Source organism: Saccharothrix sp. HUAS TT1 (genome assembly GCF_040744945.1).
In the GTDB taxonomy this organism is placed as follows: Bacteria; Actinomycetota; Actinomycetes; order Mycobacteriales; family Pseudonocardiaceae; genus Actinosynnema.
In genome coordinates, this window is record NZ_CP160453.1 from 3,403,544 (window position 1) to 3,427,998 (window position 24,455).

General features: G+C 73.4%; 20 protein-coding genes. 13 read left to right on the forward strand and 7 right to left on the reverse strand.

Translation table 11 applies throughout. The annotated features are described in order from the left end of the window. Window positions 1-13: 13 nt before the first annotated feature. Window positions 14-1,267, reverse strand: a complete 1,254-nt coding sequence (locus AB0F89_RS16755) for an amino acid deaminase (protein WP_367137205.1) — start codon at window positions 1,265-1,267, stop codon at window positions 14-16. 113 nt (window positions 1,268-1,380) lie between these two features. Here AB0F89_RS16755 and AB0F89_RS16760 point away from each other — a divergent pair, with 113 nt between their 5' ends. The 3 genes from AB0F89_RS16760 to AB0F89_RS16770 are packed head-to-tail and all read left to right on the forward strand — an operon-like array spanning window position 1,381 to window position 3,508. Then, window positions 1,381-2,349 (forward strand): sugar kinase, encoded by a 969-nt coding sequence (locus AB0F89_RS16760; protein WP_367137207.1) that lies wholly within the window; start codon window positions 1,381-1,383, stop codon window positions 2,347-2,349. Further along, window positions 2,346-3,095: an IclR family transcriptional regulator gene (locus AB0F89_RS16765; protein ID WP_367137209.1), complete on the forward strand. Its 750-nt coding sequence runs from the start codon at window positions 2,346-2,348 to the stop codon at window positions 3,093-3,095. Before AB0F89_RS16760 ends, AB0F89_RS16765 begins: the two co-directional genes overlap by 4 nt. Window positions 3,096-3,124: 29 nt before the next feature. Further along, entirely contained in the window at window positions 3,125-3,508 is a 384-nt protein-coding gene (locus AB0F89_RS16770; protein WP_367137211.1) for a RidA family protein, read from the forward strand. Window positions 3,509-3,693: 185 nt separating this feature from the next. Here AB0F89_RS16770 and AB0F89_RS16775 read toward each other — a convergent pair whose 3' ends face one another. After that, window positions 3,694-5,988, reverse strand: a complete 2,295-nt coding sequence (locus AB0F89_RS16775; protein ID WP_367137213.1) for a helix-turn-helix domain-containing protein — start codon at window positions 5,986-5,988, stop codon at window positions 3,694-3,696. 133 nt (window positions 5,989-6,121) lie between these two features. Here AB0F89_RS16775 and AB0F89_RS16780 point away from each other — a divergent pair, with 133 nt between their 5' ends. Next, window positions 6,122-6,718, forward strand: a complete 597-nt coding sequence (locus AB0F89_RS16780) for a hypothetical protein (RefSeq protein WP_367137214.1) — start codon at window positions 6,122-6,124, stop codon at window positions 6,716-6,718. Between the two features lie 42 nt (window positions 6,719-6,760). On the opposite strand, the gene AB0F89_RS16785 is transcribed toward AB0F89_RS16780, so the two are convergent. Continuing rightward, a complete protein-coding gene (locus AB0F89_RS16785; RefSeq protein WP_367137216.1) occupies window positions 6,761-8,281 on the reverse strand; it encodes a S8 family serine peptidase in 1,521 nt (506 codons plus the stop codon). Between the two features lie 243 nt (window positions 8,282-8,524). Further along, entirely contained in the window at window positions 8,525-8,875 is a 351-nt protein-coding gene (locus AB0F89_RS16790; protein ID WP_367137218.1) for a DUF1844 domain-containing protein, read from the reverse strand. A 268-nt stretch (window positions 8,876-9,143) separates the two neighbouring features. Between AB0F89_RS16790 and infC the strand changes: the two genes are divergently transcribed. The 4 genes from infC (at window position 9,144) to AB0F89_RS16810 (ending at window position 11,368) form a co-directional block, all read left to right on the forward strand. After that, the gene (infC, locus tag AB0F89_RS16795) at window positions 9,144-9,752 is read left to right on the forward strand and encodes a translation initiation factor IF-3 (RefSeq protein WP_367137219.1); all 609 of its coding nucleotides are present in this window, start codon (window positions 9,144-9,146) and stop codon (window positions 9,750-9,752) included. Window positions 9,753-9,858: 106 nt separating this feature from the next. After that, window positions 9,859-10,053: a 50S ribosomal protein L35 gene (gene rpmI / locus AB0F89_RS16800; RefSeq protein WP_053722438.1), complete on the forward strand. Its 195-nt coding sequence runs from the start codon at window positions 9,859-9,861 to the stop codon at window positions 10,051-10,053. Window positions 10,054-10,133: 80 nt separating this feature from the next. Further along, window positions 10,134-10,523 (forward strand): 50S ribosomal protein L20, encoded by a 390-nt coding sequence (rplT, locus tag AB0F89_RS16805; protein ID WP_367137222.1) that lies wholly within the window; start codon window positions 10,134-10,136, stop codon window positions 10,521-10,523. Next, complete coding sequence (locus tag AB0F89_RS16810; RefSeq protein ID WP_367138888.1) at window positions 10,520-11,368, forward strand: TrmH family RNA methyltransferase; 849 nt, start codon at window positions 10,520-10,522, stop codon at window positions 11,366-11,368. The genes rplT and AB0F89_RS16810 overlap by 4 nt, the downstream gene beginning before the upstream one ends. A gap of 334 nt (window positions 11,369-11,702) precedes the next feature. On the opposite strand, the gene AB0F89_RS16815 is transcribed toward AB0F89_RS16810, so the two are convergent. Then, the gene (locus tag AB0F89_RS16815; RefSeq protein ID WP_367137224.1) at window positions 11,703-14,519 is read right to left on the reverse strand and encodes a hypothetical protein; all 2,817 of its coding nucleotides are present in this window, start codon (window positions 14,517-14,519) and stop codon (window positions 11,703-11,705) included. Then, window positions 14,516-16,273: an HSP90 family protein gene (locus AB0F89_RS16820; RefSeq protein ID WP_367137226.1), complete on the reverse strand. Its 1,758-nt coding sequence runs from the start codon at window positions 16,271-16,273 to the stop codon at window positions 14,516-14,518. The genes AB0F89_RS16815 and AB0F89_RS16820 overlap by 4 nt, the downstream gene beginning before the upstream one ends. 372 nt (window positions 16,274-16,645) lie before the next feature. On the opposite strand from AB0F89_RS16820, the gene pheS reads away from it, so the two are divergent. The 4 genes from pheS (at window position 16,646) to sthA (ending at window position 22,437) form a co-directional block, all read left to right on the forward strand. Then, window positions 16,646-17,713, forward strand: a complete 1,068-nt coding sequence (pheS, locus tag AB0F89_RS16825; RefSeq protein WP_367137228.1) for a phenylalanine--tRNA ligase subunit alpha — start codon at window positions 16,646-16,648, stop codon at window positions 17,711-17,713. Between the two features lie 3 nt (window positions 17,714-17,716). After that, a complete protein-coding gene (gene pheT / locus AB0F89_RS16830; RefSeq protein WP_367137230.1) occupies window positions 17,717-20,194 on the forward strand; it encodes a phenylalanine--tRNA ligase subunit beta in 2,478 nt (825 codons plus the stop codon). Window positions 20,195-20,501: 307 nt separating this feature from the next. Next, the gene (locus tag AB0F89_RS16835; RefSeq protein WP_367137232.1) at window positions 20,502-20,999 is read left to right on the forward strand and encodes a hypothetical protein; all 498 of its coding nucleotides are present in this window, start codon (window positions 20,502-20,504) and stop codon (window positions 20,997-20,999) included. A gap of 25 nt (window positions 21,000-21,024) precedes the next feature. Next, window positions 21,025-22,437 carry a Si-specific NAD(P)(+) transhydrogenase gene (sthA, locus tag AB0F89_RS16840; RefSeq protein WP_367137234.1) on the forward strand — a complete coding sequence of 471 codons (1,413 nt, stop codon included), beginning with the start codon at window positions 21,025-21,027 and terminating at the stop codon, window positions 22,435-22,437. Window positions 22,438-22,510: 73 nt separating this feature from the next. On the opposite strand, the gene AB0F89_RS16845 is transcribed toward sthA, so the two are convergent. After that, entirely contained in the window at window positions 22,511-23,143 is a 633-nt protein-coding gene (locus AB0F89_RS16845) for an HAD family hydrolase (RefSeq protein WP_367137236.1), read from the reverse strand. Window positions 23,144-23,245: 102 nt separating this feature from the next. Between AB0F89_RS16845 and AB0F89_RS16850 the strand changes: the two genes are divergently transcribed. Further along, on the forward strand, window positions 23,246-24,439 hold the full coding sequence (locus AB0F89_RS16850; protein ID WP_367137238.1) for a cytochrome P450: 1,194 nt from the start codon (window positions 23,246-23,248) through the stop codon (window positions 24,437-24,439). Window positions 24,440-24,455 lie beyond the last annotated feature (16 nt).

Consider the following 24,455-nt stretch of genomic DNA (forward strand, 5'->3'; position numbering starts at 1 on the left):
GTCGCCGTTCCCCTCAGAAGTAGGTGCGCACGAGGTCGACCACGGTGGCGCCCTCGACCACCGGGATCAGCGGCCACTTGTCGAACACCGTGCAGGGGTGGGACAGGCCGAGGCCGACCCACTCGCCGACCTCGACGTCGTCGCCGGACAGCCGCACGAACGCGTGCTGGTCGTTGAGCGCGGTGACCTCGGCGCGCAGCGGCCGCTCGACGCCGTCCCGGCCGCGGACGACCTGCGGCTCGGGCAGGCCCTCGTCGAACGACGCGTCCCGCTTGCCCAGCGTCAGCAGCGCCAGGTCGGGCTGCGGCTTGGAGGTGACCTGCGCCCACGCGCGCAGGGCGCTGCGGAACGGCTCGGCGCCGGGCGTGCGGCCCAGCGGCGAGATGCCGCGGTAGAACCCGTCGTCGTGGGTGACGTACGCGCCGCTGCGCAGCACCGGCCGCACCGGGAACGGCCACGCCGCGGTCAGCTTCGCGGCCACCTGGTCGAAGTACGCGCTGCCGCCCGCGGTGACGATCGGCTCGTCCACCTCGAACAGCTCCCGCAGCCCGATCGCCAGCTCCCGCAGCGAGTCCAGGTAGCCGTCCACGACGGACCGCGCCTCGGCCGACGCGTCGTGCGCCAGCGCCCCCTCGTACCCGCCGACGCCGGTCAGCCGCAGCGCGGGGCTCGCGGCGGCGGCACGGGCCACCTCCAGCGCCGTGGCCTGGTCGCGCGCGCCGGTCCGGCCACCCCGCGCGCCCAGCTCCACCAGCACGTCCACCGGCCGGTCGACCTCGCCCAACGCCTCGGTCATCCGCGCCACGCCCGCGACGGAATCCACCCAACAGGTGAACTCGAACGTGTCGTCGGCGGCCAGCTCCCGGGCCAGCCACCGCAGCCCGGCCGGGTCGACCAGCTGGTTGGCCAGCAGCACCCGCCGCACCCCGAACGCCCGGTAGACGCGCAGCTGGCTGGTGTTGGCCGCGGTGATGCCCCACGCGCCGTGCGCCAACTGGCGGGCGAACAGCTGCGGGGCCATGGTCGTCTTGCCGTGCGGCGCGAGCAGCACGCCGCGGTCGGCGCACCAGCGGGCCATGGTGGCCAGGTTGTGCTCCAGCGCGGCGGCGTCCAGCACGACCAGCGGTCCGACGAAGCCGTCGGCGAACAGGTCGAGCCGCCGCCCGGCCACGTCGCCGACCGTCGCGCCGAACACGTCGGCGGGCAGGCCCTTGAACCTCCAGTCGACCCGTTCGGCGCGGATGGCGGCCAGTGCGTCGAGATCCACGGCTGTCGCTCCTCACGTTGCATGGTACGCAACGGCTATTGCGCGATGTGATGCTTGAGTGTGTAACATTCGCTCGCCTGCCCGTCAATCGCCGATGCGTTCAAGGAGTCCGGATGCGGTTCGACCTGCCGGGCGACGTGGTGTGCCTGGGCGAGACCATGGCCGTCCTGGTGCCCGCCGAACCCGGCCCGGTGCGCGCCGCGCGCACGTGGACGCGGGCGATCGGCGGCGCCGAGTCCAACGTGGCCGTCCACCTGGCCCGGCTGGGGGCGCGCAGCCGCTGGGTGAGCGCCGTCGGCGACGACGCGTTCGGCGGCGCGGTGCTCGACGCGGTGGGCGGCGCGGGCGTCGACGTCACCGACGTCCTGGTCGACCCGGACCGGCCCACCGGCCTCTACGTCAAGGAGGCCGACGCGGGCGGCAGCCCGGTGCGGTACTACCGGCGCGGCTCGGCGGCGTCCGCGATGGGCCCCGACGCGTTCCACCGGCTGCGGTTGGACGACGTGGCGCTGGTGCACGTCAGCGGCATCACCGCGGCCCTGTCGGACAGCTGCCTGGCGCTGCTGCGCGCCGTGCTGCGCCGACCCCGGGCCGTCCGCGTCTCGTTCGACCTCAACTGGCGGCCCGCCCTGTGGCACGACCGCGACCCGTCGGTGCTGCGCGACCTGGCCGACGCGGCGGACGTCGTGCTGGCCGGCTCCGACGAGGCGCGGGCGGTGTGGGGCACGGGCGACCCGGCCGAGCTGCGGGCGCTGCTGCCCGGTCCGACGACGCTGGTGGTCAAGCACGGCGAACGCGGCGCGACCACCGTCGAGGACGGCGGCACGACGTTCCAGCCCGGCCTGCGGGTGGACGTCGTCGAGCCCGTCGGCGCGGGCGACGCGTTCGCCGCCGGCTACCTCGCCGCGCACCTCGCGGGCGAGCCACCGGCCCGCCGACTGCGCGCCGGGCACCTCCAAGCCGCCTCGGCCCTGCTCACCAGGGAGGATGTCGGCGAGTCGCTGCCGCCCGCGGTGACCGCGCCACTGCTGGACGCCGATTCCCGCACGTGGGCCGCCGCACACCTGAGGAGACGTCGATGAGCCAAAGCCTGGACCGGGCGCTGACCCTGGTCGGCGAGCTGGCCACCGGACCGAAGACGCTGGACGAGCTGTCCGGCGTCATCGAGGTGCACAAGTCGACCGCCATGAGGCTCCTGCGCACCCTGGAGTCGCACCGGTTCGTGCAGCGCGAGGGCGTGCACCACTACCGGCTCGGCACCGCGCTGTTCGACCTCGCCAACCGGGCGCTGGAGGAGCGGGACGTGCGGCGCAGCGCCGAGAACGCCCTGCGCGAGCTCAACGCCCGCACCGGCTACACCGTGCACCTCGCGTCCTACGAGGACGGCGAGGTCATCTACATCGACAAGTACGACAGCACCCACCCCATGCGGATGTACTCCCGCATCGGCCGGCGCGCCCCGCTGCACTGCACCGCCGTCGCCAAGGTGCTGCTGTCGGACCTGCCCGAGCCGCGCCGCCGCGAGGTCGCCCGCGCCATCGACTACGCGCCGCTCACCGCGAACACCATCACCACGCCCGAGGCGTACCTGGCCGAGCTGGACCGCGTCCGCACCGCCGGCTACGCCGTGGACAACGCCGAGCACGAAGACTTCATCCACTGCGTCGCCGCGCCCGTCCGGGGCGCGCGCGGCGAGGTCGTCGCCGCCGTGTCGATGTCGGTGCCCAAGGTGCTGCTCGACTTCGACGGCCTCCTCGGCCACCTGCCCGACCTGCTCGCGACCGCGCGAGCGGCCTCCGTCGAGTGCGGCTGGTCGCCGCGCGACTGACGGACCACCAGAGAGGAAACGCACAGCACATGTCGAAGACCGAGATCAGGACCGCCGACGCGCCCACCCCGGTGGCCGCGTTCTCCCAGGGCGTCCGCAAGGGCCCGGTGCTCCAGGTGGCGGGCCAGGTCGCGTTCGACCCGGCCACCGGCGCCGTCGTGGGCGACACCGTGGCCGAGCAGACCCGCCAAGCCCTGCGCAACGTCGTCGCCGTGCTCGCGGCGGGCGGCGCGTCCCTGGCCGACGTGGTGATGCTCCGCGTCTACCTCACCGACACCGCGCACTTCGCCGAGATGAACGCCGCCTACGGCGAGTTCGTCACCGAGGAGCCGTTCCCGGCCCGCACCACCGTCTACGTCGGGCTGCCGGCCGGGCTGCTGGTCGAGATCGACGCCCTCGCCGTCGTCGACTGACACCGGCGGCGCCCACCCCACCGGGTGACCGCACGTACTTCTGCCGGTTGTTCTGCGTGGCGCCGGACGCGCGCGGGGGATTGACTGGGAGCACCCCGAGAGCACGTCATGGAAGGACCCGGCGATGGCGAAGAACGCATCACCGATCGGCTGAGCGCCACGGCCGCCGCCCGCGGGCGGCGACCTCACTCGACGGCCACCGGCTCCACCGCCGCGGCCCGGTCGCGGACCACCCCAGCCGCGACCGGGTCGCCCAGGGCCTCGTGCACCTCCGCCAGCGCGCCCAGCACCACCGCCGACCGGTGGTGGCGGTGCGCCACCACCAGCTCGGCCGCCGCCTCCAGCTCGGCCCGCGCCCCGACCGGGTCACCGAGCCGGTGCAGCGCGAGCCCCCGCAGGTAGAGCGCGTCGCACCGGCTCGACGGCGCGGTCGTCGCCCGCAGCAGCTCCAACGCCTCGTCCGCCGCCGCCAGCACCTCCGGCCAGCGCGCCAACCGCACCAGGCTGTCACCCGTGCGCACCAGCAGCATCGCCGCCATCTCCCGCGCCATCACCGGCGCCAGGTCGAGCTTCCCGGACCGCACGTTCACCAGCAGCTCGCGGTGCACCCGCACCGCCTCCTCGTGCCGCGCCAACCCGTCCAGCACCAGCGCCAGGCACGACGACGAGATGTGCTCGCCCAACGGGTAACCGGCCCGCCGGAACAACTCCCGCGCCCGCCGCGCGCTGACCCGCGCCTCCTCCAACCGCCCGGTCCGCAGCTCCGCCACCGACCGGTAGTGCACCGCCCAGCCCTGCTCCTTCACGTCACCCGACGCCACCGCCGCCCGCCACGCCTCGGCGTGCAACGCCGCCGCCGCCTCGTACCGGCGCATCAGCACCGCCAACGTCCACGTCAGGAAGTTCAGCTGCACGGCCTCGTCCCGCACGCTGCCCAACGCCCGCGCCGCCGCCACCCCCGCCGTGAACACCTCGACCCACGTCTCCGCCCGCCCGCGCTGGTCCGAGTACCAGTGCATCGCGGTCGCCAACCGCAGCACCTCGGCGTGCGACCCGTCCGCCGCCGCCAACCGCAACGCACCCAGCCAGTTCCCGGCCTCCGCGGTCAACCACGCGTCCGCGTCCTCCTGACCGCCCACCGGCCCGGACGGCGCGCTGCTCGCGTCCGGCCCGAAGAACCCCGCCGCCGTCACCGCCGTGCCCAGCAGCCAGTCCACCAACCGCCGCCGCGCCCGCCCCACCACCGGCGCCGGCTCCTCCTCCACCAGCCGCTCACCGGCGAACACCCGGATCAGGTCGTGGAACGCGTACCGGCCGGGCACCTCCGCGGTGTCCAGCAGGCTCATGTCCACCAACTCCTCCAGCGTGTCCTCCGCCGCGAACCGGTCCACGCCCGCCAGCACCGCCGCCACGTCCGGCCCGAAGTCCGCGCCCGGCGCCAGCGACAACCGGCGGAACAGCACCGCCGCCCTCGCGCCCAGCTGCCGGTACGACATCTCGAACGCCGTCCGCACCTGCAGGTCGCCCGCGGTCAGCGCGGACAACCGCCGCCGCTCGTCCACCAGCTGCCCCGCCAGGTGCCCGATCGTCCACTTCGGACGGCTCGCCAGCCGGTTGCCCGCGATCCGCAGCGCCAGCGGCAGGTGACCGCACAACGTCGCCACCCGCGCCGTCGCCACCGGCTCCGCGCGCACCCTCGACCGACCCGCGATCGCACCCAGCAGGTCGAACGACTCACCGGGGTCCAGCACCTCCAACCCCAGCCGCGCGCCCGCCTCCAACCCGCCCAGCACCAACCGCGACGTCACCACCACCAACGACCCCGCCCCGGTCGCCAACAACGGCCGCACCTGCGCCTCGTCCGACGCGTTGTCCAGCACCAGCAACGTCGACCGCTCCCGCAACCGCGCCCGGTACAGGTCCGAGCGCTCCGCCTCGCTCGCCGGGATCCGCTTCTCCTCGACCCCCAGCGCCAGCAGCATCCGGTGCACCACCTCCGACGGGTGCACCGGCCGCGCGTCCATCCCGCGCAGGTTGAAGAAGAAGCACCCGTCCGCGAAACGAGACGCCAATCGATACGCGGCCCGAACCGCCAACGCCGTCTTCCCCGCACCCGGCGGACCGTGCACCACGACCACCGACGTCGTCCGCACCCGCTCCGCCACCGCCGCCAACGCCGCCAGCTCCGCCTCGCGCCCGGTCAGGTCCGCCACGTCCGGCGGCAGCGCCGACGGCGCCACCGACGACGCCACCCGCCGCGCCCGACCCTCCTTGGCCGCGGCCAACAACTCGTGGAACTCCTGCTCCGCCAACGAGAGCACCCCGGCCAACGCCTCCACCGTGCGCCGCTGAGGACCCTTCGCGCGACCGCGTTCCATGTCGCTGATCGCCCGCACGCTGACCCCGGAACCCTCCGCCAGCTCCTCCTGGGTCAACCGGACCCGCAACCGGTGCGCGCGCAACAGCTCACCGAACGTCATGACCACACCTCGACATTAGTGGCCACCGGAGCCCGTCGAACCGCGCGGGCGCGGCGACGACCGTCACGTCGCTCCCCGGTAACACCGCTCACCGGTGACGCGCCCGACCGCCGCGACTGGTAGACCACACCCCATGAAGTGGTACGCGGATCGCCCGCCCCGACTGGTGTGGCAAGTCCTCGCCGACCTGCTCGCGGTCGCCTGGACGTGGTTCTGGGTCAAGGTCGCCGACGGGGCCGGTGACGCGGTCCGCGCGCTGCGCGCACCGGGGGACGGCCTGGCCGATGCCGGGCACAACCTCTCCGACACCTTCGGCGACGCCGCCGCCAAGGCCCGCGACCTGCCGCTGGTCGGCGGGAAGCTGGCCGACGCGCTCGACCGGGGCCGCGCCGCGGGCGGCACCCTGACCGACGCGGGCGACGCCCAGGTGCGGGCCGTCGAGTCCACCGCGCTGTGGCTCACCGTCGCCCTGATCGCCGTGCCGCTGGCGTTCGTGCTGATCACCTGGCTGCCGCTGCGACTGCGGTTCGCCCGCCGCGCCGGCACCGCCCGCCGGCTGCGCGACCAGGACCGACTCGACCTGCTCGCGCTGCACGCGCTGACCACGCTGTCGCTGCGCGACCTGGCCGCGTTCCCCGGCGACCCGGTCGAGGGCTGGCGCCGCCAGGACCCGGAGGTGATCCGCGAACTGGCCGCCCGCAGGCTGCGGGCCAGCGGCGTCAGGCCGTGACGGGCGGTGGCGCCGGGGGATGCCGGCGCCACCGCTCCGACGTCACTGCATGCGGTGCCAGAAGACCTGGCCCGTCGGGCCGTAGAGCACCACGTTCGAGTCGTTCTGCACGATCAACCGGTCGGCCGCCGTGCCGTAGGTGTTGGAGTGCCACTTCGCCACACCGGCGGCCGTGTACACCACCAGGTTGCCGTCCTGCTGGAGCACCACGTGCGTCGCACCCGTCCCGTGGGTGCTCGTGTGCCACAACGCCTGACCGGCCGCCGTGTACAGCACCAGGTTGCCGTCACCCTGCATGACCAGCGTGAACCGGCCGTCCTGCGACGTCTTGCCCTGCCCCGCGGCCAGCACCTCGCCCCGGACCAGCGTGTCGCCACCCGGCTGCGGCGCGTTCGCCGAACCCGTGAACAGCAGCGCGTTCGGCGAACCCGCGCCCGGGTTCACCACCTTGTTCGGCGTCGCGGCCGCCACCAGCGCGTCCCGCACCTGCTGCGGCGACGCACCGGGGTTGCCCGCCAGGAGCAACGCCGCCGCGCCCGCCACGTGCGGCGACGCCATCGACGTGCCGCTGATCGTGTTCGTCGCCGTGTCGCCCGTGCTCCACGCCGACGTGATGCCCACACCCGGCGCGAACACGTCCGAGCACGTGCCCCAGTTCGAGAACGACGCCCTGGTGTCACCCCGGTCCGAGGCGTTCACCGTGATCGCCTCCGCCACCCGGGCGGGGGAGAAGCCGCAGGCGTCGGCGTTCGAGTTGCCCGACGCCACCGCGTACGTGACGCCCGACGCGATCGACCGCCGCACGGCCGCGTCCAGCGCGTCGTTCGCGCCACCACCCAGGCTCATGTTCGCCACGGCCGGCTTCTGCGCGTTCGCCGTCACCCAGTCCACACCCGCGACGACGCCCGCGATCGTGCCCGAACCACCGCACGTCAGCACCTTCACACCGTGCAGCCGCACCCCCTTCGCCACACCGTGCGCCGAACCACCGACCGTGCCGGCCACGTGCGTGCCATGGCCGTTGCAGTCCGTGTTGTTGCCGTCACCCGTCGTGTTGACGTCGAAGCTCGCCCGACCACCGAAGTCCACGTGCGTCGCGCGGATGCCGGTGTCGATGATGTAGGCGTGCACGTTGCCCGCCGTCGTCGCGTAGCTGTAGTTCGCGTTCAGCGGCAGGTCGCGCTGGTCCACCCGGTCCAGGCCCCACGACGGCGGGTTCGGCTGGTCCGCCGTCACCTGGACGCGCTGGTCCTGCGCCACGTACGCCACCGCCGGGTCGGCCGCCAACCGCTTCGCCGCCCGCTCGCTCATCACCGCCGCGAAACCGTTCAAGGCCGAGCGGTACCGGTGCGTCACGCGGACGTCGGCCCGCTCGGCCACCGCCTCCGCGCCGACGCCGTCCTCCAGCACCACGATGTAGCTGCCGGGCACCGCCGTCGGGCTGCCGGCGTCGCGGATCGACGCCTCCGCGGCCTGCGCGGGCGCCACCGCCAACGCCGCCGCCACCACACCGACGCCCACAGCTCCCGCCAACCGGGTCCAAGGCGCGCGGAACTCTCCCATGTCGGGTTCTCCCTCGTGCAGGGGTCGAGGATCAGGAGTTCGCGCGAACCACCTCGATCCTGGCACGCCCCGCGCCCCCGACCCCCACCCCGCGCCCGAACCCTTCGGACCCTCGCGCCCCCCGCGTTCGGCCCCCACCCGCGAGAGTCCAACGCCCAGAACCCGCGTGTCCTACGTTCAGAACACGAGAGTCCAACGTTCGGAACGCGAGAGTCCAACGTTCAGAACACCCGAGTTCAACGCTCAGTACACAGGACCGGTGTACTTCTCACCCGGGCCCTGACCCGGCTCGTCCGGGTACGCCGACGCCTCCCGGAACGCGCGCTGGACCGACTGCAGCCCCTCGCGCAACGGCCCGGCGTGCGGCCCCAGGTACTCCACCGACGCGGTGATCAAGCCGGCCAGCGCCGTGATCAGCCGGCGGGCCTCGTCGAGGTCGCGGCGCGGGCTGTGCTCCGGGTCCTCGTCGGCCAGGCCGAGGCGTTCGGCGGCCGAGGACAGCAGCATGATCGCCGCCTTGCTGATCACCTCGACGCTGGGAACATCGGACAGGTCGCGGACGTTGTTCGAAGGCAGGTCGGTCACGGGAGCCATTCTCGCAACCACGCCGGGAGGGTCGCTGATTCGGGGGTTGACAAGGCCGTCTGCTACTATTCTCCGCGCGACCAGTCCCCGCACCAGCGGGGACGGCAAGTGGAGCCCCGCTCCCACCCGCGTCTGCCGCTTCGAGCAGGTGGCCGGGTCCGGTCCCGTCGAGGGGTGGACTGCGCCCTTCGTTGTGCGATCGGTCGGAAGCGGGCCTCACACCGGGCAGGTGTGGGGCCTCTTGTCTTTGGCGCACAACGAGTCACAAAGGACGTGAATGACAAGTCCCTCGAACCGAGGTGCTCCCGTGAGCACCGAGCCGCGCATCAACGACCGCATCCGCGTGCCCGAGGTTCGTCTGGTCGGGCCGAACGGCGAGCAGGTCGGGATCGTTCGCATCGAGGACGCGCTCCGACTCGCCCAGGAATCGGACCTCGACCTCGTCGAGGTCGCCGCGCAGGCTCGGCCGCCCGTCTGCAAGCTCATGGACTACGGCAAGTTCAAGTACGAGAGCGCGCAGAAGGCCCGCGAGTCCCGCCGCAACCAGCAGCTGACGGTCATCAAGGAGCAGAAGCTCCGGCCGAAGATCGACCCGCACGACTACCTGACGAAGAAGGGCCACGTCGCCCGCTTCCTGTCGCACGGGAACAAGGTCAAGGTGACCATCATGTTCCGGGGCCGTGAGCAGTCCCGGCCGGAGCTGGGTTACCGACTGTTGCAGCGGCTCGCGGAAGACGTCGCGGAGCTCGGTTTCGTCGAGTCGAACCCGAAGCAGGACGGCCGCAACATGATCATGGTGCTGGCCCCGCACAAGACCACGAAGACCCGCCCGATCAAGCACGACGAGAGCGCCGACGAGGCGACGGCGGAGTCTGTCGAGGAGTGATCTCCCGGCCCCTGGGCCGGGCGCACGCAGTGACCTCCGGGCCCGCGGGCCCGGAGCAAGCATGGCCGCCCCCATCCCCGGTGGCTGCACGAGACTGAGGACGGAAATGCCCAAGAACAAGAGCCACAGCGGGACCTCCAAGCGCGTGAAGGTCACCGGCAGCGGCAAGCTCGTCCGCGAGAAGGCCGGCAAGCGCCACCTGCTGGAGAAGAAGTCCAGCAAGCTGACGCGCCGCCTCTCCGGCACCACCGAGGTCGCGAAGAACGACGTGCCGCGGCTGAAGAAGCTGCTCGGCCTCTGAACCACCGAGGCCCCAGACCTCCACCCCCTTAACACCGGGACCGGCTCACACCGGCCCCACGAGATCGACAGGATGGACCCGTGGCACGCGTCAAAAGGGCCGTGAACGCCCAGAAGAAGCGCCGTACCACCCTTGAGCTCGCCAGCGGCTACCGCGGCCAGCGTTCGAGGCTGTACCGCAAGGCCAAGGAGCAGGTGCTCCACTCGCTCAACTACGCCTACCGGGACCGCCGCGCCCGCAAGGGTGACTTCCGGAAGCTGTGGATCCAGCGCATCAACGCCGGTGTCCGGGCCAACGGGATGACGTACAACCGCTTCATCCAGGGCCTGCGGCTCGCCGGCATCGAGGTCGACCGCAAGATCATGGCCGAGCTGGCCGTCAGCGACCCGGGCGCGTTCGCCGCGCTGGTCGAGGCCGCGCGCGCCGCCCTGCCGAGCGACGTCAACGCGCCCGTCGAGGACAAGGCCTGAGCGCGAACGACCGCGCACCACGACCCGGGGAAGCTCCGTTCACCGAACGGACTCCCCGGGTCGTTGCCGCTAGGCGGCTGACCAGGCGCTCCGGCCGCGACCGGGACTCCCGGTTCCTCGCCGAGGGCGCGCAGGCCGTGCGCGAAGCCCTGGCCTGGGCCGCCACCGACCGCGGCCGGGTCCACGAACTGTTCGTCACCGACACCGCGGCCGCCCGCAACGGCGACCTGGTGCACGACGCCGCCACCGCCGGCGTCCCGGTGAGCACCGTGACCGACAAGGCCGCAGCCGCGCTGTCGGAGACCGTCACGCCTCAGGGCCTGGTCGCCGTGTGCTCGCTCGTGGACGTGCCGCTGGCCACCGCGCTCACACCGGACGTGCGCCTGGTGGCCGTGCTGCACGGGGTGGCCGACCCGGGCAACGCGGGCACGGTGGTGCGCGTGGCGGACGCGGCCGGCGCCGATGCGGTGATCTTCGCGGGCGACGCGGTCGACCCGCACAACGGCAAGTGCGTGCGCGCGTCCACGGGCAGCGTGTTCCACCTGCCGATCGCCAGGGTGCGGGACGCGGACGAGGCGTTCGCGGCGTGCCGGGCGGCGGGGTTGCGGCTGGTCGCGGCGGATGGCTACGCGCCGGAGGACCTGGTGACGGCGGACCTGCGGGGCGACCTCGCGGTGCCGACGGGGTGGGTGTTCGGCAGTGAGGCGCACGGGTTGCCCGATGAGGTCGTGGCCGGGTTGGACGCTGCGCTGAAGGTGCCGATCTACGGTGGGGCGGAGAGCTTGAACCTGGCTACTGCGGCTGCGGTGTGTCTTTATGCTTCGGCTCGGGCTCAGCGGGTTTGACTGGCTGACTAGCTGCCAGGGCGGGCTGAGGCCGAGGCCGGAGGCCGGGCCGGGGTGGGCCGAGGCCGGGTGCCGGAGGCCGGGGTGGGGCGAGGCCGGGTGCCCGAGGCCGGGCTGGGGTGAGGCGGGCTGGGGCGGGTGGTGAGGTCGGTCGGGCCGGGTGGGGGAGAGCTTGCCTGAGCCGGCCTCCTTGCTTGTTATAGGCGACGCGCGAAGTTCGGTTTGGTTCTGGCTGAGGCACCCTTTCGCTCGATGTAGTGACAGTGGTTGACTTCTTGCTCGATCATCCAATGGCGTGCTGACCAGCGGTTATGGCTGGTCAGCACGCCATTGGTCATGCTTCCAGGCGTGCTGTCAGAGTGCGGAGCACGGGGTCGCCGGCGGTCGGTTTGTCCTGTGCTCGGAGAGCTTCCTCCAAGACGTTCGCGGTGTCGCCCAGGATTTGCGGTGGGGTCTCGTCGCCGGCCAGGGTGGCGGCGCGGCGGGCTTCGGCTTCGGCGTTGGTCGGGTCGCCCGAGTCCAGCAGGAACCTGGCCCCGCGGGCGACGAGGAACACCTGCCAGTCCAGGTCGCCGATCTGCGCGGCCAGTTCCTCGGCGATGCCGTTCTGCTCGATCGCCGCCGCGTGCTCGCCCGCCTGGATGTGCAGGAACGCCCTGATCGCGGCGATGCGGGCGGTCAGGTGGGTGCGGTGGTCGTGGTCCTCCACCGACGTCAGGAGCCGTTCGGCGGCGGTCAGGGTGGCAGCGCACTCGGCGGACTCGTCGTTCGGCAGCGCCGCGGCGGCCTCGACCAGGGAGCCGGCGGCCTCGGTCGGCTCGCCGACCTCCTGCCAGGCCGCGGCGGCGCCCTGGTAGGCCGATGCGGCTTCCAGGGGCAGGTCCAGCCTGCGCAGGACGCCGGCCAGGACGTCCAGGACCATCGCCCGCCGCCACGGCTCGTCGGCCGGGACCAGGCCCAGCGCCACCTCCAGGTGGTGGCGGGCGGCCTCGGTCTCGTCCAGCCGCGCGCACACCTGACCCAGGCGGTAGCGGACGGGGACGACGACGTCCGGGTCGACCTCGCCCCCCTCGATGACGCGCACCGCTTCCTCCAGGGCTTCGGCGGCCTCGACGAAGCGGCCCGACTTCACGTAGCCGCCGGCCAGGGCGTAGCACGCCTTCGCCACGTCGTCCGGCAGGCCGATCTCGTGGCCCGCGGTGACGGCGTCGCGCAGTTCCGCCAGGTGCTCGGCCTCCAGCCCCAGCCGTTCGACCGACGCCACCCGCTGGCGGTGCGCCTCGGCCGTCCACGGCCCGCGCGGCCGGCTGAACGAGTCGACGAACTCGGCCGCCGTGCGGACCGCCGCCTCCTCGTCGCCCCGCACGGTCCGCACCTTCAGCAGCAGCCGCAGCGCGTCGAACCGCACCGACGCCGGCGGGTCGCCCGCCAGCACGTCCACCACCTCGGCGTGCGCCTCGTCCAGTTGACCGACGGTGGCCAGGTGCTGCGCCCGGTCGCACCGCGCCCGCGTCACCAGCTCCGGCACCTCGGCCCTGGCCAGCTCCAGCGCCTCGCCCGCCAGCACGCCCTGCTCGTCGAACTCGTCGCCGTCCGCCAGCAGGTCGGCCAGCAGCAACCTGGTCAGCACCCGGGTGTACGCGGTGCCGGTGGCCTCCGCCTCGGCCAGGCACGTGCGCGCCACGGTCGTGCACTCGGCCAGCCCGCCCTCCTCCGCGCGCAGCCCGGCGCCCCGCGCCCGGTACCGGTTGGCCAGGTCGTGCTCGCCGCACGCGACCAGCCGGTCGATCGCCACCTCCAGCTCGGCCAGCACCTCCGCCTTCGGCCGCACGTGCCCGCCGGCGATCGCCCGCCGCGCCGCGACCAGCGCGCCGAGCGACTCGGGCAGCAGCGGGTCCAGGTCCTCGGGCAACGACCGCAGCAGCCGCATCCCGAGCAGGAACTCGCCGTGGTCGAACGCGTCGCACACCTGCTGCGCCAGCTCGACCGGGTCGGCGACCGCGACCGGCTCGTCGGCGAGGTCGTCCGGGTCCGGGGAGCGCCGGCCGACGGGGGCGACCGGCACGGCCAGCGGCACCGGGATCGTGTCCGGCGCCGCCAGGACCCGCCGGACGTCGGTGCTCACCGCGTCGCTGCCGTTGCGCCGGTCGAACCGGGCGGCGATCTCCAGCGCCCGGGCCTCCAGCAGCTCGCGCAGCTCGGGCGCGGACATCACGGTGGTCCGCCCCTCCTGCGGCACGGCGAACTCCTCGTCCGACGACACCCGGCTGAGCAGCAGCGCCGCCCGCGCGGTGAACTCCATGGCCCGCAACGGGCTGGTGGAGTGGTGCACCCGGTGCAGGTGGCCGCGCAGCAGCTCGACGCCGCGCCGCACGTTGCCGGTCGTCGCGCAGAACTCCAGGTGCTCGTCCAGGTAGGAGCTGACCAGGTCGTCGCGCACCAGCCGGTGCGCCACCACGTGCGCCTGCCGCGCCCGGTCCACGTCGCCCAGCCGCACGAACGCGAACGCCAGCGTGGTCAGGATGCCCTGGGGCTGGGTCGCGCAGCCCGTCTCCTGCTCCAGCTGGTGCTCGGCGTGCGCGACGGCCTCGGCGTGCCTGCCCTGCCGGATCAGGTGCCCGGCCTGCTCCTCGACGACGCACGCCTCGCAGTCGCTCATCGGCCCGCGGTCCATCGCCAGGTACCGGGCGAAGTGCTCCCGGTAGGCGGCCTCGTCGCCCACGTGCTCGGCCAGGTCGGCGCGCGCGCCGTGCACCGGCTGCATCGAGTACCCGAGCCGCTGGTAGCGCTCGGCGAGCTGGTCGATGAACGAGCCGATCTGCTCCAGCGTGAACCGCGGGTCGGCGATCAGGCCGCTGACGATCCACTTGTGCGCCCAGTCGAAGCTGTGCGTCTCCCACTCGTCGAACGCCGTGGGGTCGCGCTTCTCCGCCGCGCCGCACCAGGCGAACGGCGCCAGCATCAGGTCGTAGCGGCCCAGGTCGTAGGCGGAGCGGATCAGCGCGATCCGGCAGCTCACCGCGAGCGGCAGGTGGTCGAGGGCGTCGGCGGCCCGCGCCGCGCGCTCCAGCGCCTCGTGCCGCGCCATGCCCTCGGGCATGTGGTACGCCTCGACGAACTGCCGCTCGGCGGCTTCCTTCTCCTCGTTCACAGGTCATCCCCCACAGCGCGGTCCAGCAGTTCCAGGAACGAGCGGTTCAGCGCCGCGGTGTCCTTCGGGCGCATCGGACGCCGTGCCTGCAGCAGGGCGTGCACGTACAGCGATTCGACGGTCAGCTCCACCAGCGCCGGGTCGGTCAGCTGCGCCAGCCGCCGGACCAGCGGGTTGCGGCAGTTGAGCACGAGCCGCTGGGCCGCGTCCGACGACGAGGACGCGACCAGGCTGCCCAGCAGCTCCGCCCACAGCGGGTCGGCCTGCTCGCCGGCCTGCTGCGCGTCCCGCCGCCGCTCGCCCTCCACGTTCGTGACCAGCAGCGCGGGCAGCGAGCCGGGGTCGAAGTCGCGCGGCACGGCCTCGCAGTCGTGGCGCTGCAGCACGTCCTCGGCCAGCGCGAGGCGTTCGCGCAGCGCGCGCTCCAGCTCGTCGTCCGGGTCGCCGAGCGCGGCCAGCACCTCGGTCGGCGCGACCCTGCGGGCGGCGGTGGGGCCGTCCAGCGCGACCAGCCGCTCCACGATCTCGACGTCGTAGGCGTAGCCCGTGTTGACCAGGCCCATGCCCTGGGCGTGCGCGACCGGCGCGAGCTGGCGGAACTCGTCCACGTCGGGCACGTGCGCGACGGTGCCGTGCTTGCGGCGGAACTGGCGCAGCGACTGCGGGCCGTCGGTGGTCTCGAACGGCAGCCAGCGCTCGACCAGCCGCAGCATCTCGTCGTCCGCCCTGGCCAGCGACTTGATGCCGAGGTGGTGGGCGTCGAGCAGGGCGCGGGTGCGGTCGGGGTTGGTCGCGTCGAGCCGGACCAGCCAGTCGCGGACCTGGCGGCCGAGCTCCTCGCGGACGGCGAGCAGCGTCTCGTCCTGGTAGAGCGATTCGCGGCTGGCGGTGGGGCGCAGCGACGTCGAGTCGACCACGCAGCGGACGAAGTACGCCCACTCCGGCAGCAGGCCCTCGATGGCCTCGCCGACCAGCATCCGCTTCAGGTAGACGCGGTGGGACTGGCGGGCGCCGGGGTGCACGCCGCTGGGCAGCACGTAGGCGACGCCCCTGAGGCCGACGGTCGGCACCTCGACCGGGATCGCGTCGAACGGCTCCACGCCCAGCACGCGGGCGCCGTACGCCGTCGCGTCCTCGACCCACGGCAGCTCGCCGTGCGTGACGACGTCGTCGCCGACCCGGACGGTGACCGGCAGCAGCTCGCCGTACTCGGTGACGAGCGCCTTCACCACGTCGTGCTCCAGCCAGTGCTCGGAGTCGCGGTGCGGGACCAGCTCGATGGTGGTGCCGACCCCGGCGCGCGCGGTGTCGTCCACCTCGACCTCGTAGTTGCCCGCCGCGTCGGCCGTCCAGCGCACCGCGGGGCCGCCCCGGGCGGACCGGCTGACCAGGCGGATGCGCTCGGCGACGAGGAACGCCGACAGCAGGCCGACGCCGAACTGGCCGAGGAAGCCCTGGCGGGCGAAGCCGAGGTCGTCGCGCTTGGACGTGCGGCCGAGCGTGGAGAGCAGGTCGTGCACCTCCCGCTCGGTGAGGCCGATGCCGGTGTCGGAGATGCGGAAGGTGCCGCCGGAGGACCCGACCGGCTCGATCACGACCTCGCCCGGCGCGTCCGGTTGGAGCGCGCGGCGGGCGGTGATCGCGTCCACCGCGTTCTGCAGCAGCTCGCGCGCGTACACGCGGGGGCTGCTGTAGAGGTGGTGGCTGAGCAGGTCGATGATCCCGCGCAGGTCGACACCGAAGGTGTGTGCCATGGGACTGGAGCCACCTCGGGTCAAGGTCACGTGGGGACGGACGATTCTAGGTACGGCCTGGCGGCTTGTGACCCGGTTTTCCGCTGTTCGCCCGCCGGGGTCCGCTCGCTGGGGCAAGAGTGCCACGACCTACCGACAATCCCGGTCGCGATCGGTCGACGGCCCCGGTCCCGCGGACCCGCGGAATGGCGGTCCGGAGCTGTGGGACGTCGTTCCCCGGTCACGCGATCGGCCGATGGGAGTCACGGGGAGCAGCCCGAACGGGCAGTGCCGCCGGCGGGTCTCGGCCGATCACCTAGGATCGGTCCGCCGCTCCGCGTGCCTCGCGGAGGGCTGACCACCTGTGTCCGTGACGGGAGCTGTCCACCAACCATGTCCGGAGCCAACGACCCGTACGACCCCAAGCAGGTCGCGGCGCTCTCCCCGGAAGCGCTCGACTCGGCGGTCGAGCAGGCTCGTGAGGCGTTCGCGAAGGCGGCCGACCTCGACGAGCTGGCCGCGGTGAAGCCGAGCCACCTGGGCGACCGCTCCCCGGTCCTGCTGGCCCGCCGCGAGATCGGCGCGCTGCCGCCGGCCGCGAAGGCCGAGGCGGGCAAGCGGGTGAACGAGGCGCAGAACGCGGTCAAGGCCGCGTTCGAGGAGCGCCGCTCCCGGCTGCAGGCCGAGCGCGACGACCGGGTGCTGCGCGAGGAGGCGGTGGACGTCACGCTGCCGTGGGACCGGGTGACCCGCGGCGCGCGCCACCCCATCTCGACGCTCGCCGAGCGCATCGCCGACGTCTTCGTGGCCATGGGCTACGAGGTGGCGGAGGGCCCGGAGCTGGAGACCGAGTGGTTCAACTTCGACGCGTTGAACTTCGGCAAGGACCACCCGGCCCGCACCATGCAGGACACGTTCTACGTGGCGCCCGCCGACTCGGGCCTGGTGCTGCGCACGCACACCAGCCCGGTGCAGGCGCGCACCCTGCTCGACCGCGAGCCGCCGGTCTACGTGGTCTGCCCCGGCCGCACGTTCCGCACCGACGAGCTGGACGCCACCCACACCCCGGTCTTCCACCAGGTCGAGGGCCTGGCCGTGGACAAGGGCCTGACCATGGCGCACCTGAAGGGCACGCTCGACGCGTTCGCCCGCGCCATGTTCGGCGAGGACTCCCGGACCCGCCTGCGCCCGAGCTTCTTCCCGTTCACCGAGCCGTCCGCCGAGGTGGACGTCTGGTTCCCGGAGAAGAAGGGCGGCGCGGGCTGGGTCGAGTGGGGCGGCTGCGGCATGGTCAACCCCAACGTGCTGCGCAACTGCGGCGTCGACCCGGAGGTGTACTCCGGGTTCGCGTTCGGCATGGGCCTGGAGCGCACGCTGCAGTTCCGCAACGGACTGCCGGACATGCGCGACATGGTCGAAGGCGATGTCCGCTTCACCCAGCCATTCGGAACGGAGGCCTGACCGGTGCGCATTCCGGTTACCTGGCTGGTCGAGAACCTCGAGTTCGCCGAGACGCCCACGCCCGACCAGCTCGCCGAGGCGTTCGTCCGGATCGGCATCGAGGTCGAGGACGTCCACGAGCTCGACACGGTCACCGGCCCGCTCGTCGCGGGTCGCGTGGTCGAGATCGAGGAGCTGACCGAGTTCAAGAAGCCGATCCGCTACTGCCAGGTCGAGGTCGGCCCGGACCGGGTCAACGGCATCGTCTGCGGCGCGTCGAACTTCCAGGAGGGCGACACGGTCGTGGTGGCGCTGCCCGGCGCGGTGCTGCCCGGCGACTTCACCATCTCCGCCCGCAAGACCTACGGCCGCACCAGCGAAGGCATGATCTGCTCGGCCGCCGAACTGGGCCTGGGCGACGACCACTCGGGGATCATGGTGCTGCCCAGCGGCACCGCGCAGCCCGGTGACGACGCGCTGGAACTGCTCGGCCTCGGCGACACGGTGATCGAGGTCGCGCCGACGCCCGACCGCGGCTACGCGTTCTCGGTGCGCGGCCTGGCCCGCGAGATCGCCTGCGCGTTCGACGTGCCCTACCTCGACCCCGGCACGGCCGAGGTGCCCGAGGGCGAGGGCGAGGTGCTGCCGGTCCGGATCGAGGACGAGGGCGCGTGCTCGCGGTTCGTGGCCCGCCGCGTCACCGGCGTCGACCCGACCGCGCCGACGCCGTGGTGGATGCGCCGGCGGCTGATGCTGGCCGGCATCCGGTCGATCTCGCTGCCGGTGGACGTCACCAACTACGTGATGCTGGAACTGGGCCAGCCGCTGCACGCGTTCGACGCGTCGTCGGTCAAGGGCGGCCTGGTGGTGCGGCGCGCGGCGGCGGGGGAGAAGCTGACCACGCTGGACGAGCAGGTCCGCGCGCTGGACCCGGACGACGTCGTGATCGCCGACGACAGCGGCGTGATCTCGCTGGCCGGCGTGATGGGCGGCGCGAGCACCGAGGTCGGCGCGACCAGCTCGGACATCCTGCTGGAGGCGGCGAACTGGGACCCGGCGTCGATCGCCCGCACCGTGCGCAGGCACAAGCTGCCCAGCGAGGCGGCGAAGCGGTTCGAGCGCACGGTGGACCCGGCGCTGGCGCCGGTCGCGCTGGAGCGCGCGGCCCGGCTGCTGGACATGTTCGGCGACGGCAGCATCAAGCCCGGCCGCACGGACGTCGGCGCGCCCGCGCAGCCCGCGCCGGTGTCGATGCCGATCAACCTGCCCGACCGGGTCGCCGGGGTGAACTACGCCCGCGGCGTGACCGCGCGCAGGCTCGGCCAGATCGGCTGCCAGGTCGAGGTCACCACCGGTGACGACGGCACGACCATGGTCACCGCGATCCCGCCGACCTGGCGCGCGGACCTGACCCAGCCCGCGGACCTGGTGGAGGAGGTGCTGCGGCTGGAGGGCTACGACACGATCCCGTCCACGCTGCCGCCCGCGCCCGCCGGTCGCGGGTTGACCGAGCAGCAGCGCCGCCGCCGCACGGTGTCGCGCGCGCTGGCGGAGAACGGGTTCGTCGAGGTCAAGCCGTTCCCGTTCGTGGCGCCGTCGGTGTTCGACGCGCTCGGGCTGGCCGCGGACGACGTGCGGCGCAACGCGGTGAGCGTGCTGAACCCGCTGGAGGCGGACAAGCACGCGCTGGCCACCACGCTGGTGCCGGGGCTGCTGGAGGCGGTGCAGCGCAACCTGGCCCGCGGCCAGAAGGACCTCGCGGTCTACGCGGTCGCGCAGGTCACGCTGCCGCGCACGCAGCAGGCGCCGGTGCCCGAGGTGGGCGTCGGCGACCGGCCGTCGGAGGCGCAGGTGGCGTCGCTGCTGGCGGCGCTGCCGCAGCAGCCGGTGCACGTGGCGGCCGTGCTGGCGGGCCACCGCGAGCGGACCGGCTGGTGGGGCAAGGGCCGGCAGGCGGACTGGGCGGACGCGGTGCAGGCCGCGCGGCTGGTCGGCCAGGCGTACGGGGTGGAGCTGACCGTCGTCGCCTCCGACCTGCCGCCGTGGCACCCGGGCCGGTGCGCCGAGCTGCGGGTCGGCGACTGGCCGGTGGGCCACGCGGGCGAGCTGCACCCGAAGGTCGTGGAGGCGCTGGGGCTGCCCAAGCGGACCGTGGCGATGGAGCTGGACCTCGACGCGCTGCCGTTGAGCGACAACCGGCCCGCGCCGGTCGTGTCGGCGTACCCGCCGGTGCTGCTGGACGTGGCCGTGGTCGTGCCCGCGGAGGTGCCCGCCGAGCAGGTGGCGCGGGCGCTGCGCGGTGGCGGCGGGGCGCTGCTGGAGGACATCCGGCTGTTCGACGTCTACACCGGCGACCAGGTCGGCGACGGCAAGCGGTCGCTGGCGTACTCGCTGCGGTTCCGCGCGCCCGACCGCACGCTGACCGTCGAGGAGGCGACAGCGGCGCGCGACGCGGCCGTGGCCGCCGCCGCGGAGCGGTTCGGCGCGGTGCTCAGAGGCTGAGGGAGACGTCCCGGACCCGCATTGCTGCGGGTCCGGGACTACGCCGGCCGGGTGAACCACTCGGTGGACGGCACGAGGTGAACGTGCAGATCAGGATGCGTCGCTCGACGTGTCAAGAGGTCCAAAGACCTTTCTTTCCGGGTCGGCGAGGTCCTTGCGCACAGGTTGAACGTTCTCCAAGATTGGCTTCGCGGCCCGCTGGGCCGAGGGGCGAAGCGATGAACCGCCGGGCGAGTCTGGTCGCCGGTCCGACGGGGAGCTAGCGGCGAACCCACCGCCTGGAGCAGCAATCGAGTGAGGTTGCCTCATGCGCAGCTTGGGCCCCCGGATGGAAGCCGCCGTCGCCATGACGATCCTCGGCGTCGGCGCCGCCGTGGTCACCGCCATGCACCTGACCTGGCCGGAACCCGAACTGCCCGCGATGGCCTACTCGATCAGCGGCGGTGAGGCCGGGGTGGCCGACCTCCAGCCGTTCGGGATCAACGACGTCTCCGGCGGCGCGGTCGAGCTGACGCCGGGCAGCGAGGGCTTCCGCCTGGTGCGGCTGTCGAACCCGAACGACGTGGACATCGTGGTGCTGACGCTGGAGGCCCAGCCGGGGCAGCCGCTGGACGCGACGCGGAACCGGGTGCCGGACTGCCCGTCCGGCGTGCTGACCGTGGTGCCGATGCCGGAGCCGGTGGTGATCCCGCCCGCCGGGACGGTCGAGGTGGAGATGGTCGTGCAGATCGCGCACGACGTGCCGGCGGTGTGCGAGGACGCGGTGTTCCCGCTGACCTACTCGGGGCGCGCGGCGCGCGGTTAGCGGTGCGTGTGCGAGGCTTCCCGGCATGAGCGAGTACGACTACGACCTGGTCGTGATCGGGTCGGGACCCGGCGGCCAGAAGGCCGCCATCGCGGGCGCCAAGCTCGGCAAGCGGGTCGCGGTCGTGGACCGCGCCGACATGGTGGGCGGGGTGTGCGTGAACACCGGCACCATCCCGTCGAAGACGCTGCGCGAGGCGGTGATGTACCTGACCGGGATGAGCCAGCGCGACCTCTACGGCGCGAGCTACCGGGTCAAGCAGGACATCACCATCTCCGACCTGCTCTCCCGCGCGCAGCACGTGATCGGCCGCGAGGTGCAGGTGGTGCGCGCGCAGCTGCACCGCAACCAGGTCGACCTGCTCGCCGGCACCGCCCGGTTCGTCGACCCGCACACCATCGAGGTGCAGGGCGCGAACCGGGGCGAGCACCACTCGGTGACCGCCGAGCACGTCGTCATCGCCACCGGCACCCGGCCCGCGCGGCCGGACCAGGTGGACTTCGACGAGGTGCGGGTGCTCGACTCCGACGAGGTGCTGGCGCTGGAGGAGATCCCGTCCTCGCTGGTCGTGGTGGGCGCGGGCGTGATCGGCATCGAGTACGCGTCGATGTTCGCCGCGCTGGGCAGCCGGGTGACGGTGGTGGAGCAGCGGGAGCGGATGCTCGACTTCTGCGACCCGGAGATCGTGGAGTCGCTGAAGTTCCACCTGCGCGACCTCGCGGTGACGTTCCGGTTCGGCGAGAAGGTCGTCGACGTCGCCGTGTCCGAGACCGGCACGGTGACCACGCTGGCCAGCGGCAAGCGCATCCCGGCCGCCGCGGTGATGTACTCGGCGGGCAGGCAGGGCAACACCGAAGCGCTCGACCTGGCCAACGCGGGCCTGGAGGCCGACCACCGCGGCCGGCTGACCGTGGACGAGCACTACCGCACGCCGGTCGGGCACATCTACGCGGTCGGCGACGTGATCGGCTTCCCGGCGCTGGCCGCCACGTCGATGGACCAGGGCCGCCTCGCCGCCTACCACGCGTTCGGCGAGCGGGCGCGCGAGCTGTCGGCGCTGCAGCCGATCGGCATCTACACCATCCCGGAGATCTCCTACTGCGGCGCGACCGAGGCCGAGCTGACGTCGTCCGCCGTGCCCTACGAGGTGGGCCTGGCGCGGTACCGCGAGCTGGCGCGCGGCTCGATCGTCGGCGACGCCTACGGCATGCTCAAGCTGTTGGTGTCCACCGTGGACCGCAAGCTGCTGGGCGTGCACCTGTTCGGCACCGGCGCGACCGACCTGGTGCACATCGGCCAGGCCGTGATGGCGTGCGGCGGCACGGTCGACTACCTGGTGGACACCGTCTTCAACTACCCGACGCTGTCCGAGGCGTACAAGGTGGCCGCGTTGGACGCCACGAACAAGATCCGCGCCCTGGAGCGGTTCGGCGCCTAGCCACGCGATCGCCCAGCGCGTCGCACCGGTTCGGTCTGCCGGTCGACGCGCTGGGGGAGCCGTGCGGGGACGATCACCAACCGAACAGCCGCGTCACGAGGTGCAGCCGCGCGTCGTCCACGTCCCTCAGCGGCGGGACGAGCAGCGTCGGCATGCCGGCCTCCACGCCCGCGCCGTCGTGGGTGGCCCGGTCGCCGACCATCAGCGCCTCCTCCGCCGCGACGCCCAGGTCGTCCAGCGCGATCCGGAAGATCGCCGGGTCCGGCTTCACCACGCCGTGCTCGAACGACAGCACGAACGAGTCCACCGGCAGGCCGTCGAACGCGGGCCGCAGGTCGAAGTGGATGTCGCTGAGCACCCCGATCCGCACGCCGCCGTCGCGCAGCCCCCGCAACGTCGGCGCGGCGTCCACCGCGAACGGGTTGACCGCCGGGTCGGACTCCACCGCGTACAGCGAGTCGGCCAGCTCGTCGTCCAGCCCCGCCGCCCGGAACCCCTCGTAGTACGTCCGCCGGTGCAGCGCCGCGTCCGCGTCCACGCCGGGCGCGTCCAGCCGGGCCGGGTCCAGCGACGCCACCACCTCGGCGGCCTGGTCGGCGTCGCGCCCGATCCGCCGCAGCGCCTCCGCCACCCACCCCTTGAAGGTGGGGGTGAGCACGAGCGTCCCCCGCCAGTCGAAGATCACGGCTCGCAGCCGGTCCGCCATCGTTCCTCGCTCTCCGTAGCTGCCACTCACTCCTGCGAAGGCTCCCGCGTCACTCCGGCGTGTGACTACGGTTTTTCGGAAGACCCTGGATGGGAGGCTGCCATGGCGCCGACGCCGCCGACGCCCCTGCACTTCCGCCGGGCGGGCTTCGACCCCGCCCCCGAGCTCGTGGAGGTGCGCGAGCGGGACGGCGTGCGCCGGGTCGACTCGCCCCACCTGGGCCGGCCGGTGTGGCTGGTCACCCGGATCGAGGAGGTCCGGGAAGTCCTCGGCGACCCGGGGCGGTTCCGCAACTCGGAGCGCCACCTGGTGCCGGGCGCGCCCGCGCTGAGCGACGAGGAGGTGGCGGCGATCCGGCCGGGCAACCCGCTCGCGTTCGACCCGCCCGAGCACACCCGCCTGCGCCGGCTGCTGGCGCCCGAGTTCACCGCCCGCCGGATGCGCCGCCTCGAACCGCGCGTCCACGAGATCGTGGCCGACCACCTCGACGCGATCGAGCGCAAGGGGCCGCCCGCCGACCTGGTGGCCGACTTCGCGCTGCCGGTGCCCGCGCTGGTGATCTGCGAACTGCTCGGCGTGCCCTTCGCGGACCGGGACGAGTTCCAGCGGCGGTACACCCGGTTCTTCGACTCGACGCTGTCGTTCGAGGAGCGGGTGGCCATCCAGTTCGAGTCCAAGGCGTACCTGGCGGAGCTGGTCGCGCGGGCCAAGGTCGAACCGGGCGACGACCTGCTGGGCGTGCTGGTGCGGGACGAGTCCGCCGGCCTGGAGGACCGGGAGCTGGTCGGCCTGGCGGACCTGCTGCTGCTCGCGGGCCACGAGACCACGGCCAACATGCTCGGCCTCGGCGTGCTCGCCCTGCTGCGCCACCCCGAGCAGCTGCGGCTGCTGCGCGACGAGCCGGAGCGCGCCGCCGGCGCCGTGGAGGAGCTGCTGCGGTGGCTGACCGTCGTGCACACGGGCGTGCCGCGGGTGACGACCACCGAGGTCGAGCTGGGCGGGCAGGTCATCGGAGCCGGCGAGCTGGTCGTCTTCTCGCTGCCCGCCGCCAACCGCGACCCCGCCCTCCTGCCGGACCCGGACGTCCTGGACATCACCCGGAGCGCGAGCAGCCACGTCGCGTTCGGCCACGGCGTGCACCACTGCGTGGGCGCGCCGCTGGCCAGGATCGAGATGCGGATCGCGTTCCCGGCCCTGCTGCGCCGGTTCCCGTCGTTGCGGTTGGCGGTGGCCGAGCCGGAGTTCCGCGTGCAGCAGGTCGTCTACGGGCTGGCGTCGTTGCCGGTCGCCTGGTGATGCTCGGCGGAACCCC